Raw genomic sequence first — 16,390 nt, 5'->3', positions numbered from 1 at the left:
CCGCGATCAGCCCTCCGGCGGACGCCAGGCCATCACCGGGCGCAGGGCGCGGGACCCCAGGGCCTCCGTCCAGCGCCCGACGGCGCGCATCCCGGCGTCGCGCACGGCCGTGGCGGCGGGCGCCGTCCACAGGGTCGGGACGGAGATCCGGGCCGACAGCCGCATCACCTGATGCACCCGCGGGCGCCGCTCCGCGGACCAGCGCTGCAGCGCGGCGGAGACATTGTCGTCCGGGCGGACGCGCGCGCCGAGGACGACGCCGTCCTCGAGCGCCTGGCACCCGCCCTGCCCGAGGTTCGGCAGCATCGCGTGCGCGGCGTCGCCGACGAGTGCGACGCGGCCTGCGGCGAGCGACGCCGGGGGAGCGGGCAGGTGCCGCAGCTCGTGGCGCAGCGCGGTGGCGTCGTCGACGGACGCGAGCAGGGCGGGGACCGGGTCGTGCCAGTCGGCGAGGCGGGCGCGCAGCTCGTCGAGGTCGCGCGGGACGCCGGCGGCGTCGGCCACCGAGACGTACATGTAGACCCGCCCGTCGGCCGGGGGCATGACCCCCGCGACGATGCCTCGGCCCCAGATCTCGGAGCCGACGACGCCCGGCAGCGCCGGGGTGACGAACCGCCACGCCGTCGACCCGCCCGACACAGGGCTGGGCGCGCGCTCGGCATCCACCGGGTGCGCGTGGCCGACCCGATGCCGTCCGCCGCGACGACGAGGTCGGCGTCGGCCTCCGTCGTCGTGCCCGCGCCGTCGGTCGTCCGGACCCGTGCCGGGCGCGACGTCGTGCCCGGGTCGGTGACGGTCGCCGTCGCGCCGAGGCGCAGCGACCCGGCCGGCAGCGCGTCCGCGAGCAGCCCCACCAGCTGCGCGCGGTGCAGCATCAGCGTGCGGTCGCCGAACAGCGACGTCGCGCCCTCCGCGCGGCCGCGCACCAGCCATCTCCCGTCCGGGCGGCGCAGGCCGAACTCGCCCTGCAGCGCGGCCAGGTCGCGTGTCGCGTCGCCGACTCCCAGCGCGTCCAACGACCGCACCGCGTTCGGCGCGACGACGATCCCCGCGCCCACCGGGTCCAACGACGTCGCGCGCTCGACGATCGTGACGTCCCAGCCGTGGCGGGCCAGCGCGACGCCGGACGCCAGGCCGCCGATGCCTCCGCCGATCACCGTCGCCGTGCGCGCACCGTCCGTCGTGAGGGTCATGGCCCCCGACGGTAGACCAGGGCGCCGCCACGTCCTCGCCGGGGCCTTTCTCACCGGAGATCCTCGGCCAGGAGCAGCGGGGCCGGCGGGAGGTCGAGGCGGGTCGCCAGCCGCACGAGCAGGGCCCGGACGTCGGCGCGGGCGAGCATCACGGGGTCGGCCTCCCGGATGCTCCTGACGGGTCGGTGGATGGCGGCGGTGACGCGTCGCGTGACGGTGACGCGGACGCCGGGACCCGGTGCGTCGAACCAGTACCAGACCTGGCCGATCCGCACCGGCGAGCCGGACCACCAGGCCTGCATCGCGTCGTCGGAGAACCGCTCGAGCAGACGGTCCAGCTCGCGGTCATAGGCCGGCGGGACCCCGTTGTCCGGACCGCCTCCGACGACCGTGAGCTCGTGGGGCTGCTCGGGCGCCGTGACGCCGCGGCCCTCGGTGCGGACCGTCCAGCGCCGCGCCGGGGAGGACGGTTCCGTGCCGGCCCGTGCGCGCTCCAGCGCGGCGGAGAGCGCCGCGCCGTCCCACCCTCGCGCGACCGCGAGCCGCGCGAGCGCCCCGTCGAGCACGTCCGCGACAAGACGCACGACGTCCGGTGGCGCCGCGTCCGCGACGTCGTCGGGCACCCGGACCCGCACCGTCTCGGAGGAGTCGGGACGGTCGCAGTCCACCAGGACGACGACGCCGTCCTGGCGCGCGTCCGGGCGCTGCGCCACCACCATGACCGACGACACGGGGCCGACGAGGCCGAGTTCCTCGATCGCGCGCCCATAGGCGCTGACGACCCGCTCTGCCGCACCCGCGAACGCGCAGCGGGCCGGGTCGGGGTCAGGGACGAGGACGTCGAGCCGTCGCACTCGTGGCAAGGGGGCTCCCGGTGTCGCGTCGGGCTGCGGGCTGCGGTTCTGCGACCAGCCAGGGCGTCAGTCTCGCAGCGGCGATCCGACGACGGAGAAGTCGAAGCCTCCGAACTCGCCCGACAGCAGCGGACGCGCCGCGGCGATCGACGCCTGCGCGGCCGGGAGCTGCAGCGACGCCCGGTGCGCCTCCGCCGACGTCCACAGCTCGACGACGAACACCGTGTCCGGCCGGTCGTCGCTGACGCCGACCTCGTAGAGCAGGCAGCCCGCGTCCGCGAGCTCCATGCTGCGCTGCGTGAGGTGCGCGACGAGCTCGTCGCGCTTCCCGGGGGCGGCACCCAGCGTGCCGACGTTGGCGTAGGTCATGGGTCGTGACGTTAGCGCCGCCCAGGGACACGCCGGGCCGCCCCGGCGGCCGATGTTGCGTACCGGCGGTGACCTCGTGTACATATCTGCCCAGGTCACGAGTGACCGGCGAGACGCCCTCCGCGTGCCGGTCCGGCAACCGCGCTCCCTGCGCACGGTGCCCCAGGAGGAAGACCGGCCCCGGCCGACCGGCCGTGGGAAGAGCAGGTCGACGACGGTCCGGCGCGAGCCGGGTCCGTCGTCGACCCCCGAGATCGGGGTGGCGATGGACGGACAGCACACGCACGGCGACGGGACGCTGAGGTGCCTGCCCTGGCAGGTGCGCGACGAGCACCTGCTGCACCGGCACGGACGCATGCTGTGCCTCGACGCGGCGTCGCGCCACGGGGTGCGCATGAGGTATCGCGTGTGGCGTGGACTGGCGGAGTGGCGGCTCGAGCTCGCCGAGCTCAACGCCGTCGTCGCCTACGACCCGGACTCGGTGGGCGGTTTCACCCTCTCGCCCCGTCAAGCGGGCGACGCGGACAAGGTGCGCCCGCCGTCGACCGGCGGGATCCCGTGACCGTCGGGTGCGCCGTGCCACAGCACCTGCCGGAATCCCGGTCGCGTGCGGCGCGTTCCTCGAGACGTGACGACGACCGAACACATGCCGCCGACGGCGGACGTCGTTGTGATCGGCGCGGGGCAGGCCGGCCTGTCGGCGGCGTACCACCTGCGGCGGCGAGGGTTCGTGCCCGCGGTGGGTGCGCCGTCCGGCGAGCGCACGTACCTCGTCCTCGACGCCGAGGACGGGCCCGGGGGAGCGTGGCGGCACCGGTGGCGCTCGCTGCGGATGAGTACCGTCAACGGCATCCACGACCTGCCCGGCATCGAGCAGCCCGACGTGGAGCCCGAGGCGGCGAGCGTCGACGTGCTGCCCGCCTACTTCGGCGACTACGAGCGCGAGCTCGGCCTCGCCGTCGCCCGGCCGGTGCGCGTGCGCCGCGTGGAACCGACCGACGACGATCCCGGCGGCGACCTGCTCGTGCGCTGGGAGGGCGGCGGGCGCTCCGGCGCGGTCCTCGCAAAGGCGATCGTCAACGCGACGGGCACGTGGTCCAAGCCGTTCTGGCCCGCCTACCCGGGCCAGGAGACGTTCCGCGGCCGCCAGCTCCACACCGCCGACTACGTGCGCGCGGAGGACTTCGCCGGGCGTCGCGTCGCCGTCGTCGGCGGGGGGATCTCCGCCGTGCAGCTGCTGGAGGAGGTCTCGCACGTGGCGCAGACCTTCTGGTTCACGCGCCGGGAGCCCGTGTGGCGCGACTCGTTCGACTCCCAGGACGGCGCGCGGGCCGTCGCGATGGTCGCCGACCGGGTGCGCGAGGGGCTGCCGCCGTCGAGCGTCGTGTCCGTCACCGGCCTGATCCACACGCCCTCGCTGCTCGCCGCCGAGGCGCGCGGCGTGCTCGACCGCAGGCCCATGTTCACGCGCATCGTGCCCGACGGCGTCGTCGCGCCCGACGGCGAGCTCGTCCCCGTCGACGTCATCTTCTGGAACACCGGCTTCCGCGCCGCCCTCGACCACCTGCGGCCGCTCCACCTGCGCGCCGCCGGCGGCGGCATCCGCATGGACGGCACCCAGGTGGACGGCGAGCCGCGCGTGCACCTTATCGGCTACGGGCCGTCCGCCTCCACCGTCGGCGCCAACCGCGCCGGGCGGGACGCCGTGAACCGGCTCGTGCGCCACCTCGACGGAGCGGCGCTCACCGCGGTGCGCTAGTCGGTTGTCCCGGCGACCGCGCGTCGGCGGGCGGCGACGCTCTGGGCCTGCCCTTCATGGATGTCGCTCACCCATTCCCAGCCGGGCTCGGCCGACGGGCCGATCCTCGGGTCGTCGGGAGCCCTGCCGTCCCGCAGGGCATGCAGATACGCGCGGTCCTGCGCGACCCGTGAGCGAAGCTGATCAGCGCTTCCGACGGACCCGTGTCCCGGAACCACGGCATCGACGTCGTCGGCCACCTGCGCCAGCAGATCCAGCCCGCGGAGGTAGTCGTCGATCGGGTCGTTCGTGTCGTCGAAGATGTCGAGCATCGGGATGAAGACGTCCGAGAGCATGTCCCCGGCCACGAGGACCCGGTGCTCCTCGACCAGCAGCGCCGCATGGCCCGGGGAGTGCGCCGGGTGCTGGATGACCCGGACGTGGGGGCCGTCCCACGGGATCCGCGTCGTCCCGTCCGGCAGACCGGTGACGAGGCCGTACCCGTCCAGCGGCACGTCCTCGGCGATCTCCGGCGGCAGCCCCTCGGCGACGCGAACCTTCCAGTCCGGGTCCGACAGCACGCGTCGCAGGTCGGCCGCGCAGCGGGCCGTGCCGTAACGGGGCGCCTCGCCGAGCTCGGCGTGCCAGAGCACGTGGTCCCAGTCGGGATGCGTCGCGAAACCCGCCACCACCGGCACGCCCATGTCGCGAAGGTCGTTCGCGAGGCACGTCATCTCGTCGCCCGTGAGCCCGGGATCGACGAGGAGCGCGCCGTTGCCGCCCTGCACGACCACGGCGTTGTTCCGGAGCAGCTCGCTCTGGTGCACCCACACGCCGTCCGCGACCCGCCTCAGCACGGAGTGGCCTGGAACCACGTGTGCGGGGTCATGGTGATGCTCATCTGTGGTCTCCCGTCAGGTTCTCGCGGTGATGCCCTGCTGGACATCCCGCGTGTCGATGGTGACCGACGGGCAGGGCGAGACTCAGCGGTGCTGCTCTGCCGCCCGATGGTGCGTGGTCCGAGGGGCTGCCGCGTCGAAATGCTCGTAGCGCCAGGCCAGGTGATCGCGATCGGGTCGATCGGCCGGTCGCCGAGGCAGGGAGAGGGCCCGTCCGTGCATCTCCTGCAGGCCGTGCTTCAGCATGGGCCCGTCGATCTCCTCGAGGAGTCGGAACGAGATGCGCACCTCATGGTCCGGCGTCACTCCGAGCATGTTCTGGTCGTACGCGGCGTGATGGATCTTGCACAGGGCGAGCCCGTTGTTCACCGTCGGGGCGCCGAGCTCGTGCCCGTCCGGCACGATGTGCGCGGCGTCGAGCAGGGCGCCGTGCTTGAGCTCGCAGATCGTGCACCTGGTGTCGTAGGCGACGAGCACGCGCGTGCGGAAGGCGGGCTGGTGCAGGCGTTGCCTCGCGAGGCGCAGAGCGTACTCCCGCTGCGGCTCGCTGAGGTGGGCGGGGTCGTGGATGAAACGGAACGCCTCGTCGAGGGCGATGAGGAACTGCCGGTTCTCGGGCTCGTCGTCGACGACGTACACCGGGAACACGGGCGTATAGATGTTGGCGATCTCCTTGCGGAACAGGATGAGGGGCATCCCGGTCTCCATGGCATGCCGGAGCTTGCGGTTGTCACCGGACCAGGGGTCGCCCTTGCGGTACGCGTAGTGCAGCAGGCCGTCCTCGGACTCCGTGTCGTCATACGGGCCATCGGCGGCGCTGACGATCGAGAGTGTCGAGTTGAACGACGCCGGGTTGCGGATGCCGCGCGAGTAGTCGATGACCGGCAGCTTCTCGCCGTCGAGGTGGAAGTCGAGCAGCTCGTCGCGTCGCAGGAACCCGCCGTTGGCCTCGGCCCGCTCGCCCACCCACGCCATGATCTGCTTGCGCAGCTGCGCTTCGACCGCCGATTCCACGTGAGGAGCTCACCACCACGCCGGCGCCACCGCAAGGGTTCGGGGGACAGACGACGGGCAGAGACTCGTGTGCGGGTCCGCGCGTACGGTCGAGGTACCGATCGACGAGGAGGCGACGACATGACCACCGACCGCACGGACGCGCCGGACGCCGTGGCCGCGGAGTTCTTCGACCGCTACCGGCAGGCCCTGCTGGACCGCGACGAGGCGGCGGTGGCGGACCTGTACGCGGTGCCCGCGCTGATCCTGTTCCCGGGGCAGTCGCTGCCGGTGACGAGCCGGACGCAGACGGAGCAGTTCTTCGGGTCGTCGTGGAGCCAGTACGAGGGCGTCACGGGCATGACGTCGGACGTGCGCGTCGTGGCAGCCACGGCACACAGCGTGTGGGCCGACGTGACCTGGCACCACGATGGGCCGGGCGAGGGCACGGAGCGGTTCGTGTACCAGCTCGTGCGCACGGACGACGGGTGGCGGATCGCCGTCCTCACGCCGATGGACGTCTGACGTGCGAGGGCGTGCCCCGCGGAGCGCCCGTCCCGGTCCGACTCGCCCGTCCTTGGGGGACGCTCGCAGGTAAGGTCTGCGCATGACGAGCAGGCGGCGTGCCACGGGGCCGGTCACGCTCAAGCAGGTCGCCGCGGCCGCAGGTGTGTCCGTCGCGACGGCGTCGCATGCGCTGGCCGGCCGCGGCCGGATGACCGACACGACGAGGGCCCGGGTCCAGGAGACCGCGGACGAGCTGGGCTACGTGGCGAACTCGCTGGCCCGAGGGTTGCGCACGGGGCGCGCGCAGGCGATCGGCATCCACCACCAGAGCTCGGCGGCGGCGCTGGCGACCCCGTACTTCCGGGACTTCCTTGCGGGGGCCATCGAGACGGCTCACCGGCACGACCTCGACGTGGTCGTCCTCTCGTCGGACGCGTCCCAGCCTCGCGCGACGACGCCGCGGGTCGACGGCGTCGTGGTGGTCGACCCGATCGGCGACGACCTGCGCGCCCGTGAGCTGATGGAGATGCCGGTCCCCGTGGTCGCTGGCGAGCACGTGCCGCCCCAGATGTCGCAGTGCGCGGTGGTCGCGGCCGACCACGAGACGGCGGTGCGCGCCGTCCTCGACGCCGCCGCCGCGCACGGCGCCCGCCGGCCGCTGCTCGCCGCCCCTGACGCGCACAGCGGGTGGGGGATCTTGCTGCGCGACATCGTCGCGCGGTGGTGCGCGGAGCAGGGCACCACGCCGGTGCTGGTCGGGACGACGTTCGGCGATCGCTCCGTGGCACGCCACCGGACGCTGCTGGAGCCTGTGCTGGCCGCCCACCCCGACGTGGACCTCGTGCTGGGCGCGTCGTCCTTCGTCGTCCGCGGCGCGATGGAGGCCCTGCGCGCGGCGGGCCGCGTGCCCGGCAGCGACGTGCTGGTCGCCGCCTGCGCCGACGAGACGGCGCTCGCGGCCGAGGACCCGCCCGTGACGGCGGTGGAGCTGCCGGCCCACGCGCTCGGTGTCGCCTGCGTCGAGCGGCTGGTCGCCCTCGTCGAGGGTGACGAGGACCCGGTGATCGCGGCTCGGACGGTCAGGACCGTCCCCGCGCCGGTCCACCTGCGGGCCTCGACGGCGGGGGACCTTCTGGCCCGCCGTGGCTGACTAATCGTTTCACCACTGTTTCGCGCACGGTGCGAACGAGTGTCAGGTCCCGAAGGTTGAACGACCGGGGTTAAAGGTGCGTTTCGAGTGGCCTGCACCCCTGGATAAACGATTTGGCAGCGTCCTACGGTCACCGCCATGACCTCCGAGCACGACGACCACGGACACCACGATGCGGGCGGGCACGCCCACCACGACCACGACCGGTGGCCGGAAGGCTTCTGGGAGCAGCCGCGTCGGCTGGGCGAAGGGCTCGAGGGACACGGGGCTACCGACGACTACAACGAGGGCCGCCCGCCCGGGCTGCTGCACGTCAACCGGCGGCGCGGCGGCGGGCACTCGGGCATCCGGACCTTCGCCCGGCTCCCGATGGCGCTCACCCCGGACGACCTGGTGGCCGCGGGCGTCGACGTCGCGGTGCTGGGCGTGCCGTGGGACTCCACGGCCGGCGGCCGGTCCGGCACGAACCACGGCCCGCTCGCGCTGCGCCAGGTCCCGGCTTTCGCCGGCTACGGGTTCCCCAGCAAGCACCTGGACGTGCGGGTCGACCCGTTCGAGGTGCTCACGATGTGCGACTACGGCGACTCGCCGATCCACGTCGGCAACACGGCGGCGACCTTCGAGTCGGTCCGCAAGTTCGTGGGGACCGTCGTCACGTCGGGCGCGATCCCCATCGTCATGGGCGGCGACCACGCGATCACGTGGCCGTGCGCGACGGCGGTCGCCGACCACTACGGCCACGGCAACGTCGGCATCGTCCACTTCGACGCCCATGCCGACGTCGGCGCCGACATGAACGGGGCACTGGCCTCGCACGGCACTCCCATGCGCAAGCTCATCGACTCGGGCGCGGTGCCAGGCAAGAACTTCGTCCAGGTGGGCCTGCGCGGCTACTGGCCCGACCAGGAGACGCTCGACTGGATGGACGAGCGCCAGATGCGGACGCACTTCATGGCGGAGATCGACCGCGACGGTTTCGACAAGGTCCTCGAGCGGGCGGTCGACGAGGCGCTGGACCAGGCCGACCACCTGTACATCTCGCTCGACATCGACGTCTGCGACCCAGCCTTCGCCCCCGGTACCGGTACCCCGGTCTCGGGCGGCATCACCTCCATCGACGTCCTGCGGGCCGTGCGACGGCTCTCGGCCGAGGTCGGGATCGTCGGGATGGACGTCGTCGAGGTCTCCCCGCCCTACGACAACGACGGCGAGATCACGGTGCTGCTCGCGAACCGGGCGATCGGGGAGGCCCTGACCGGGACGGCGATGCGTCGTCTGGGGCTCGTCGGCCCGGACTACGCCGACCCGCACGCGCTCAACCTCGCCGCTGCCGGCGGCCGCCGCACGCAGGTGTTCCGGGACGCCCCGGCCTGACTCACCCGGCACCACCGACGTCCCACCCGACGACCCCGAGGACACACATGTCGCACGACCACAGCCACGACCAGCACGACGACCAGCACGACCACCACCACGATCTGTGGCCCGACGGGTTCTGGGAGCAGCCCCGCCGGCTCGGCCAGGGGCTGGAGGGACACGGGGCTACCGACGACTACAACGAAGGCCGCCCGCCGGGGCTGCTGTTCGCGAACCGCAAGGCCGAGGGCGGGTTCGCCGGCATCCAGACCTTCGGCAAGCTGCCTGTCGCGCTCACCCCTGACGACCTCCGCGCGGCGGGCGTCGACGTCGCGGTGCTGGGCGTCCCGTGGGACTCCACCGCGACCGGCCGCACCGGCACCAACCACGGCCCGCTCGCGATCCGGGCCTGCGACTACAAGGGCGGCTACGGGCGCCCGCACTTCTCGCTCGACACCCACGTCGACGCGTTCGAGGAGCTGGTGATGGCCGACTACGGCGACGCGCCGGTCTTCGTCGGCAACACCGCGAAGACGTTCGAGGAGGTGCGCAAGTTCATCGGCACCGTGGTCGACGCCGGGGCCGTCCCGATCGTCCTGGGTGGGGACCACGCGATCACGTGGCCGTCCGCGACGGCGGTCGCCGACCACTACGGCCACGGCAAGGTCGGCATCGTCCACTTCGACGCCCACGCCGACACGGGTTCCGACATGCCGGGGTCGCTGGCCTCGCACGGCACTCCCATGCGACACCTCATCGACTCCGGCGCCGTGCCGGGCAAGAACTTCGTCCAGGTGGGTCTGCGCGGCTACTGGCCCGACCAGCAGACGCTCGACTGGATGGACGACCAGCGCATGCGCACCCACTTCATGGCCGAGATCGTCCGGGAGGGCTTCGACAAGGTCCTCGAGCGGGCCGTCGACGAGGCGCTGGACCAGGCCGACCACCTGTACATCTCACTCGACATCGACGTCTGCGACCCGGCCTACGCCCCCGGCACTGGTACCCCGGAGCCCGGCGGCATCACCTCGAACGACATCCTCCGGGCCGTGCGACGCCTCGCCGCCGAGGTCGGGATCGTCGCGATGGACGTCGTCGAAGTCTCCCCGCCCTACGACGACCGCGGCGAGATCACCGCGCTGCTCGCCAACCGGGCGGTCCGCGAGGCCATGACCGGCATCGCGATGCACCGCAAGGGCATCACGGAGCCCGACTACCTGCACCCGTACGCGATCGGCCTGGACGCCGACGGCAACCGCCGCAACCAGGTCTTCCGCACGTCCGACTGAACCGCCCGCACATCCTGCCGAGCCAGCACAGAGAGAAGACCACCATGACCTCACGCACGCGCCGTGTGCCCGTCATGGCGAGGCGCACCCTGGCGCTCCTCGCCGTCGGCACCCTCCTGCTCTCCGGCTGCTCCGACGGGGAGCTCGGCGACAGCGCCGCCACGGCCGCCGCACCCACCGACGGCGTGCTGCGGCTCGGGGTGCTCAACGACATCGGCCAGCCGCCGGACCCCGACGTCTACTACTCGGGCAACGGCCTGGCCATCACCACCAACGCGTACGAAGGGCTGGTGCGCTACGAGGCGGGCAACCACGAGGCGGCGACCGTCGTCCCGTCCCTCGCGGAGTCGTGGCAGGTCAGCGACGACTTCACGGAGTACACGTTCACGCTGCGCCAGGGCGTGACCTTCCACGACGGCACCGCCTTCGACGCGTCGGCGGTCGGGGCGTCGTTCCAGCGTCGCCTCGACGTGGACGCCGGACCTGCCTACATGGTCCAGGGCGTCGAGGACGTCGAGGAGGTGGACGACCACACCGTCACGGTGACTCTCGCCGAGCCGAACTCGGCGTTCCTCGACTACCTGGCCTCTCCGTACGGGCCGCGGATGATCAGCCCGACGGCGCTCACCGAGCACGGCGGCGACGACTTCGCGCAGGCCTGGCTGTCGACCCACTCGGCGGGCACCGGTCCCTACGTGCTGTCGAAGGCGGTCGTGGGGGAGGGGTACGAGCTCACCTACTTCGACGACTACTGGGGCAACCTCGACCCCACGTTCACCACGGTGGAGCTGCCCGTCTACACCGAGATCTCTGCGATGCAGCTCGAGCTGGAGAGCGGCGACCTGCACGCCCTGCTGTCCGGGGTGCCGACGGCGTCGCGTCAGAAGTACCTCGACTCCGAGGCACTGGAGGCGTTCGCGCTGCCGTCCTTCCAGGTGGGCGTCATGTACATGAACCCGAACCGCGACCTGCTCGCCGACGCCGAGTCCCGCCGGACCCTCTTCGAGGGGATCGACTGGGCGTCGATCGTCGACCAGGTCACGGGCGTCAGCTCCGAGGTGGCCCAGGGCTACTACCCGAAGGGTGCCCTGCCCCCCGGGGTCGACACCCGCGAGGTCGTGCACGACCCGGCCGCGCTCGAGGAGTGGGTCGGGTCGCTGGCGCCGGGCATCGAGATCCAGATCGGCTACAACGCCGGCGGGTCGGACGCCGAGCAGATGGCGAACATCGTCGCCGCCCAGCTGCAATCGCTCGGGATGACCGCGACGGTCACCAGCCACCAGTCCTCCGAGGTGTTCGGCGACTTCCCCGAGAACCCCGAGGACGCGCCGGACGTGCTCATCGCGCCCGCCACGTGGCCCGACTCCAACAACGCGTTCATGCACGGCCACGTCTTCTGGGACCCGGACGGCGGGCTCAACCACCTGCAGTGCTCCGACGAGACAACCACCGGGCTGCTCCGCGAGGCCCTTACGACCGGGTCGGACGAGACCTACGTCGAGGCCGGCGAGGCCGCCTACGACGCCGGGTGCGCGCCCGTCTTCGCCTGGAGCACCGACTTCATGGTGGCCCAGGGCTGGCTGGAGGGCGTCGAGTCGTCCCACTCCATCGCGGCCCCCGCCACGCTCGACTTCGCGACGCTCGGCATCGACGAGTCCGCGACCGCCGAGTGACGCGGGCACCCCGCCCGACGAGGGAGAGAGACGCAATGGCCCCGCCCGCGACCGCCGGCCGCACCCGGCTGCGCGACCTGCCCGCCGCCTTCTGGTGGCTGTGGACGGCGCAGCTCGTCGTGTGGATCGGGCGGTTCGTCGTCCCCTACATGACGATCTTCCTCACGTCCTCGGTCGGCATGTCCGCCGGTGAGGCGGGGGTCGTGGTCGCTGCGTACGGGGTCGGGGTCGTCGTCTCCTCCCTCGCGGGCGGGGTGCTCGCCGACCGGGTCGGGCGCCGCCGGGTGCTCCTGGCGGGCGAGCTGCTGAGCGTGGTCGCGCTCGTGGCCATCCCGCTGGCCGACGGCGCCGGGCCGATCGCCGTCCTGCTCACCGCGTACGGCCTGTTCAACGGCACCTGCGGGCCGGTCATCCAGACCATGGTCGGCGACCTCGTCGAGCCGCAGCACCGGCGCACCGCGTTCAACTACAACTACTGGGCCGTCAACCTCGGATACGCCATCGGCCCACTCGCCGCAGGGTTCATGGCCGAGGTGTCGTTCTCGCTCCTGTTCTGGTGCCAGGCCGGGCTCGTCCTGGTGTCCGTGGGCGTGATCGCCGCCAAGGTCCCGGAGACCCGGGTCTCCCCGCCCGAGGAGGCGTCGACCACCGCCGACGACGGCGCGCGAGCCCCCCGGCGCCGGGGCGGAGGAGGCCTGCTCCCGGTGCTCCGCGACCGCGTCTTCATGACCTTCGCCGCGGTGATGTTCGCGTACTCGATCGTGTACGTGCAGTCGACGACCACCCTGCCGCTCGTCATGACCGAGCAGGGGCACCCGTCCAGCGACTTCGGGATCCTGCTCACCCTCAACGGCGTGCTGCTGTGCCTGCTGCAGCTCCCGACCGCGCGCCTGTTCAACCGGTGGTCCCGCGACCTGGTGATCGTCCTCGCGATCACGCTCACGGCGGTGGGTGTCGGACTGCAGTCGGTCGCCGCCACCCTGCCGATGTACCTCGTGACGGTCGCGATCTGGACCCTCGGCGAGATGGGCTCGCACCCCCAGGCGACCTCGATGACGGCGGACCTCGCCGACCCGCTCCGGCGGGGGCGCTACCAGGGGGTCTACGGGCTCACCCACTCGTTGGCGACGGCGGTCGGGCCGGTCGCCGGCGGGTTCGTGCTCGACGCGTACGGGTCGCGGGTGCTGTGGCTGGGCGCGTCCGGGCTGGCGCTCGTCGTCGCGCTCATGCTCGCGCTGACCGCCCGGTCGCGACAGCGCCGGGTCGCCGAGGTCACCGCCGACGACGTCGCCCGACGCGCGGCCCTTCGGCCGCTCGCCCCTGCGGGGGCCCCACCGCCCCCATAGGCCGCACGCCGCCTGCCCTCAGCCCGTCCTGCCCGCCCCACCACGAACGAAGGAGCCGGTCCCATGGATGTCGCCGTACCGCCCTCGACCAAGACGCCGCCGGATCCCGGCCCCGTCCGCACCGCCGATCCCGTCGCCCGGCTGCAAGGCCTTGACGTCAGCCTCGAGCGGAACGGAGTCCGCTCCCCGATCCTGCACGGTGTCGACCTCGAGGTCGGGCGCGGCGAGATCGTCGGCGTCGTCGGTGAGTCGGGCTCCGGCAAGAGCGTGATGAGCATGGCGATGCTCGGGCTGCTGCCGGAGTCCTCCCGCCCCCGCATCGACGGCACGCTCGAGGTGGCCGGGATGGACCTGCGGACGGCGCCTCCCGCCCGCCTGCGCGAGGCCCGGCGCAGCCGGCTGGGCGTGGTGTTCCAGGACCCGATGACCTCGCTCAACCCGACGATGCTCGTGGGCCGTCAGGTCGCCGAGAAGGCCGGGTCGCCGCAGGAGGCCGTCCGGCTCATGCGGGCGGTCGGGATCCCGCAGCCGGAGCGTCGGTACCGCTCCTACCCGCACGAGCTGTCCGGAGGGCTGCGGCAGCGGGTGATGATCGCCATGGCCCTGGCGGGACGGCCCGAGCTGGTCGTGGCGGACGAGCCGACCACCGCCCTCGACGTCACCGTCCAGGCGCAGATCCTGCGGCTGCTCGCGGACATGCGCGACGAGATCGGCTGCTCGGTCGTGATGATCACCCACGACCTGGGCGTCGCGGCGCAGGTCGCCGACCGCATCGCCGTCATGTACCGCGGGCGGATCGTGGAGACGGGGACCACGCGGCAGGTGCTGGAGCACCCGCAGCACCCCTACACCCTGGGACTGCTCGGGTCGCGCCTGTCGCTCGACTCCGACCGGTCGCGGCCGCTGTGGAGCCTTCCCGCCGAGGCCGCAGGTACCGCCGGCGCCGCGAGCGGCGGGTGCGCGTTCGCGTCGCGCTGCCGGTTCGCCGTCGAGGCGTGCGCGGAGGGGGTGCCGACCCTGGACGAGGTCGCCGCCGGCGACGGGCACGCGGAGCACCGTGCCGCGTGCTTCGAGTCCGGCCGGGTCGGCGACCGGGGTGTCTCGCGCACCCTGCTCGACCCGCTGCCGCCGCTGCCCGACCACGGGCGTGGCGCGCCGCTGATCCAGGCGGCGGAGCTCGAGTGCACGTTCCAGGTCCGCGACGAGCACGGCCGCAGGGCGCGGCTCGGCGCGCTGCGGGGCGTGACCTTCGACCTGCAGCCGGGCGAGTCGGTCGCGGTCGTCGGCGAGTCCGGCTCGGGCAAGTCGACGTTGCTGCGGGTGGCGGGGCACCTGGAGAAGCGGTTCACCGGGTCGGTGCGCGGCCCGCGCGGCACCGACATCCAGATGGTGTTCCAGGACGCGGGCTCCTCGCTCACCCCGTGGATGACGGTCCGGGAGGTCCTGCACGAGCGGCTACCGCGCGGCACGGACCGCGCGGAGAAGGAGAGCCGTGCCCGCGCGATCCTCGACCGCGTCGGGCTCCCCCCGGCAGTGCTCGACGCGATCCCCGGCGAGCTGTCCGGCGGACAGCGCCAGCGCGTCGTCCTGGCCCGCGCGACGATCGTGCCGCCCCGGGTCCTGCTCTGCGACGAGCCGACGAGCGCGCTGGACGTGTCCGTCGCGGCGAACGTGCTCAACCTCATCAACGAGATGCGCCGTGAGCTGGGGATCGCGGTCATGTTCGTGACCCACGACCTCGCGGTCGCGCGCATCGTCGGCGACCGGATCGCGGTGATGTACCTCGGCCGCATCGTCGAGGTGGGTCGTGCCGAGGACGTCATCGCCCGCCCGCAGCACCCGTACACACGCAATCTGGTGGCCGCCGTGCCACGGCCCGGCACCATCGTCGAGCCGCTGCCGGGTGAGCCCGCCAGCGCCCTCGACCCGCCGACGGGCTGCGCGTTCCACCCCCGGTGCCCCGTCGCGGTGCCCGAGTGCTCGAGCACCGTCGTCGGGATCCAGCTCACCGCCGTCGACGGCCGCTCGACCGCCGACGTCGCGCGCCGCCACGAGGTGGCCTGCCTCCGCCGAGGAGAGATCTGATGGCCGACGTCCTGACCCGCGCCGACGACCGTCCGTCCGCCGGGGCCGCGCCCCGCCCGCCCGGGGCCGTCCCCGACCCGCCCCCGCGGTGGCGCCTGACCGCCCGTCGGGGCCGCTCCGGCACGAACACCCTCGCGCGCCGGGTGCTGGACTGGACGCTCATCGGCCTGATCGTGGCCCTCACCGTCCTGGCCCTCGTCGCCCCGCTCCTCGCGCCGCACGACCCGGTGCAACCGGTGGGCCCGCCCAAGCTCCCGCCCTTCTCCGACGGCTTCCTCCTGGGGACCGACCAGATCGGGCGGGACACGTTCTCCCGGGTGCTCGTCGGGCTCCGGACGTCGTGGCTGCTCTCGATCGCCGTCACGGCGGTCGGGCTCGTCATGGGGTCCCTCGTCGGCGTGGTCGCGGGGGTGGCCGGCGGGTGGGTCGACTCGGTGCTGATGCGCACCACCGAGGTCTTCCTCGCGCTGCCGTCCATGCTGGTGGCCGTGGCCGTCGCGGCCGCCCTCGGGCCGGGCCTGTTCAACACCTTCCTCGCCGTCAGCATCGTCTGGTGGCCGTACTACGCCCGGATCGTCCGAGGTGAGGTGCGCGCCATCATGGCCCGCCCGCACGTGGAGGCCGCGCGCATGGCCGGGGTCGGCCGGGCGCGGCTCGTGCGGCGGCACGTGCTGCCGGGCGTGGTGCCCACCGCGATCGTCACCGCCAGCCTCGACATCGGCAACGTCGTCATGGTGCTGGCGTCCCTGTCCTTCCTCGGGCTGGGGCAGCCCGCCCCGGCGCCGGAGCTCGGCGCGGACACGTCACGGGCGCTGGTCGAGATCCTCGACGCCTGGTGGATCCCGCTCGTCCCCGGCGTCGCCGTGATGCTGCTCAGCCTGTTGTCCAACCTCGCCGGGGACGCGCTGCGTCACCGGATCGCCCACCGGAGGTGATGA

The 16,390-nt window shown here is 73.2% G+C and carries 15 protein-coding genes, 1 pseudogene and 1 riboswitch; of the genes and pseudogenes, 10 read left to right on the top strand and 6 right to left on the bottom strand.

Annotated features, from left to right (window positions below; genetic code table 11):
* Positions 1-6: 6 nt before the first annotated feature.
* From B5Y66_RS22375 to B5Y66_RS20850, 4 genes and pseudogenes are all read right to left on the bottom strand, one after another.
* A complete protein-coding gene (locus tag B5Y66_RS22375; protein ID WP_139821022.1) occupies positions 7-666 on the bottom strand; it encodes an FAD-dependent monooxygenase in 660 nt (219 codons plus the stop codon).
* Between the two features lie 62 nt (positions 667-728).
* Positions 729-1,193, bottom strand: a pseudogene (locus B5Y66_RS23295) (FAD-dependent oxidoreductase); the annotation flags it as partial.
* A 50-nt stretch (positions 1,194-1,243) separates the two neighbouring features.
* Positions 1,244-2,056 (bottom strand): hypothetical protein, encoded by an 813-nt coding sequence (locus tag B5Y66_RS20855; protein WP_139821021.1) that lies wholly within the window; start codon positions 2,054-2,056, stop codon positions 1,244-1,246.
* Between the two features lie 57 nt (positions 2,057-2,113).
* Positions 2,114-2,416, bottom strand: coding sequence for a putative quinol monooxygenase (locus tag B5Y66_RS20850; RefSeq protein ID WP_079576538.1), 303 nt, complete (start codon positions 2,414-2,416; stop codon positions 2,114-2,116).
* Positions 2,417-2,509: 93 nt separating this feature from the next.
* Positions 2,510-2,626: riboswitch (SAM riboswitch) on the top strand.
* 55 nt (positions 2,627-2,681) lie between these two features.
* On the opposite strand from B5Y66_RS20850, the gene B5Y66_RS20845 reads away from it, so the two are divergent.
* Complete coding sequence (locus tag B5Y66_RS20845; RefSeq protein WP_079576537.1) at positions 2,682-2,978, top strand: hypothetical protein; 297 nt, start codon at positions 2,682-2,684, stop codon at positions 2,976-2,978.
* A gap of 84 nt (positions 2,979-3,062) precedes the next feature.
* Positions 3,063-4,175 (top strand): NAD(P)-binding domain-containing protein, encoded by a 1,113-nt coding sequence (locus B5Y66_RS20840; protein WP_079576536.1) that lies wholly within the window; start codon positions 3,063-3,065, stop codon positions 4,173-4,175.
* Here B5Y66_RS20840 and B5Y66_RS20835 read toward each other — a convergent pair.
* Together B5Y66_RS20835 and B5Y66_RS20830 are read right to left on the bottom strand one after the other, a co-directional pair.
* On the bottom strand, positions 4,172-5,011 hold the full coding sequence (locus tag B5Y66_RS20835; protein WP_079576535.1) for an MBL fold metallo-hydrolase: 840 nt from the start codon (positions 5,009-5,011) through the stop codon (positions 4,172-4,174). The two genes, B5Y66_RS20840 and B5Y66_RS20835, sit on opposite strands and share 4 nt — an antisense overlap.
* A 126-nt stretch (positions 5,012-5,137) precedes the next feature.
* Positions 5,138-6,067: an HNH endonuclease gene (locus B5Y66_RS20830; RefSeq protein ID WP_079576534.1), complete on the bottom strand. Its 930-nt coding sequence runs from the start codon at positions 6,065-6,067 to the stop codon at positions 5,138-5,140.
* Positions 6,068-6,187: 120 nt separating this feature from the next.
* On the opposite strand from B5Y66_RS20830, the gene B5Y66_RS20825 reads away from it, so the two are divergent.
* The 8 genes from B5Y66_RS20825 to B5Y66_RS20790 all read left to right on the top strand — a co-directional run bounded on the left by B5Y66_RS20825 (position 6,188) and on the right by B5Y66_RS20790 (position 16,387).
* Positions 6,188-6,571, top strand: a complete 384-nt coding sequence (locus B5Y66_RS20825) for a nuclear transport factor 2 family protein (RefSeq protein ID WP_079576533.1) — start codon at positions 6,188-6,190, stop codon at positions 6,569-6,571.
* 82 nt (positions 6,572-6,653) lie between these two features.
* Complete coding sequence (locus B5Y66_RS20820) at positions 6,654-7,703, top strand: LacI family DNA-binding transcriptional regulator (RefSeq protein ID WP_079576532.1); 1,050 nt, start codon at positions 6,654-6,656, stop codon at positions 7,701-7,703.
* A 138-nt stretch (positions 7,704-7,841) separates the two neighbouring features.
* A complete protein-coding gene (speB, locus tag B5Y66_RS20815) occupies positions 7,842-9,077 on the top strand; it encodes an agmatinase (protein ID WP_079576531.1) in 1,236 nt (411 codons plus the stop codon).
* Between the two features lie 47 nt (positions 9,078-9,124).
* On the top strand, positions 9,125-10,348 hold the full coding sequence (gene speB / locus B5Y66_RS20810) for an agmatinase (RefSeq protein ID WP_079576530.1): 1,224 nt from the start codon (positions 9,125-9,127) through the stop codon (positions 10,346-10,348).
* 44 nt (positions 10,349-10,392) lie between these two features.
* On the top strand, positions 10,393-12,021 hold the full coding sequence (locus tag B5Y66_RS20805) for an ABC transporter substrate-binding protein (RefSeq protein WP_079576529.1): 1,629 nt from the start codon (positions 10,393-10,395) through the stop codon (positions 12,019-12,021).
* Between the two features lie 35 nt (positions 12,022-12,056).
* Positions 12,057-13,367 carry an MDR family MFS transporter gene (locus B5Y66_RS20800; RefSeq protein WP_079576528.1) on the top strand — a complete coding sequence of 437 codons (1,311 nt, stop codon included), beginning with the start codon at positions 12,057-12,059 and terminating at the stop codon, positions 13,365-13,367.
* 63 nt (positions 13,368-13,430) lie between these two features.
* On the top strand, positions 13,431-15,452 hold the full coding sequence (locus tag B5Y66_RS20795; RefSeq protein ID WP_079576527.1) for a dipeptide ABC transporter ATP-binding protein: 2,022 nt from the start codon (positions 13,431-13,433) through the stop codon (positions 15,450-15,452).
* A complete protein-coding gene (locus tag B5Y66_RS20790; RefSeq protein ID WP_079576526.1) occupies positions 15,452-16,387 on the top strand; it encodes an ABC transporter permease in 936 nt (311 codons plus the stop codon). The genes B5Y66_RS20795 and B5Y66_RS20790 overlap by 1 nt, the downstream gene beginning before the upstream one ends.
* The last annotated feature ends 3 nt before the right edge of the window (positions 16,388-16,390 follow it).

Source organism: Krasilnikoviella flava (assembly GCF_900167525.1).
Classification (GTDB): domain Bacteria; phylum Actinomycetota; class Actinomycetes; order Actinomycetales; family Cellulomonadaceae; genus Isoptericola; species Isoptericola flavus.
The sequence above is the reverse complement of the archived record's forward strand: the minus strand, read 5'-3'. Positions and strand labels throughout refer to the sequence as shown.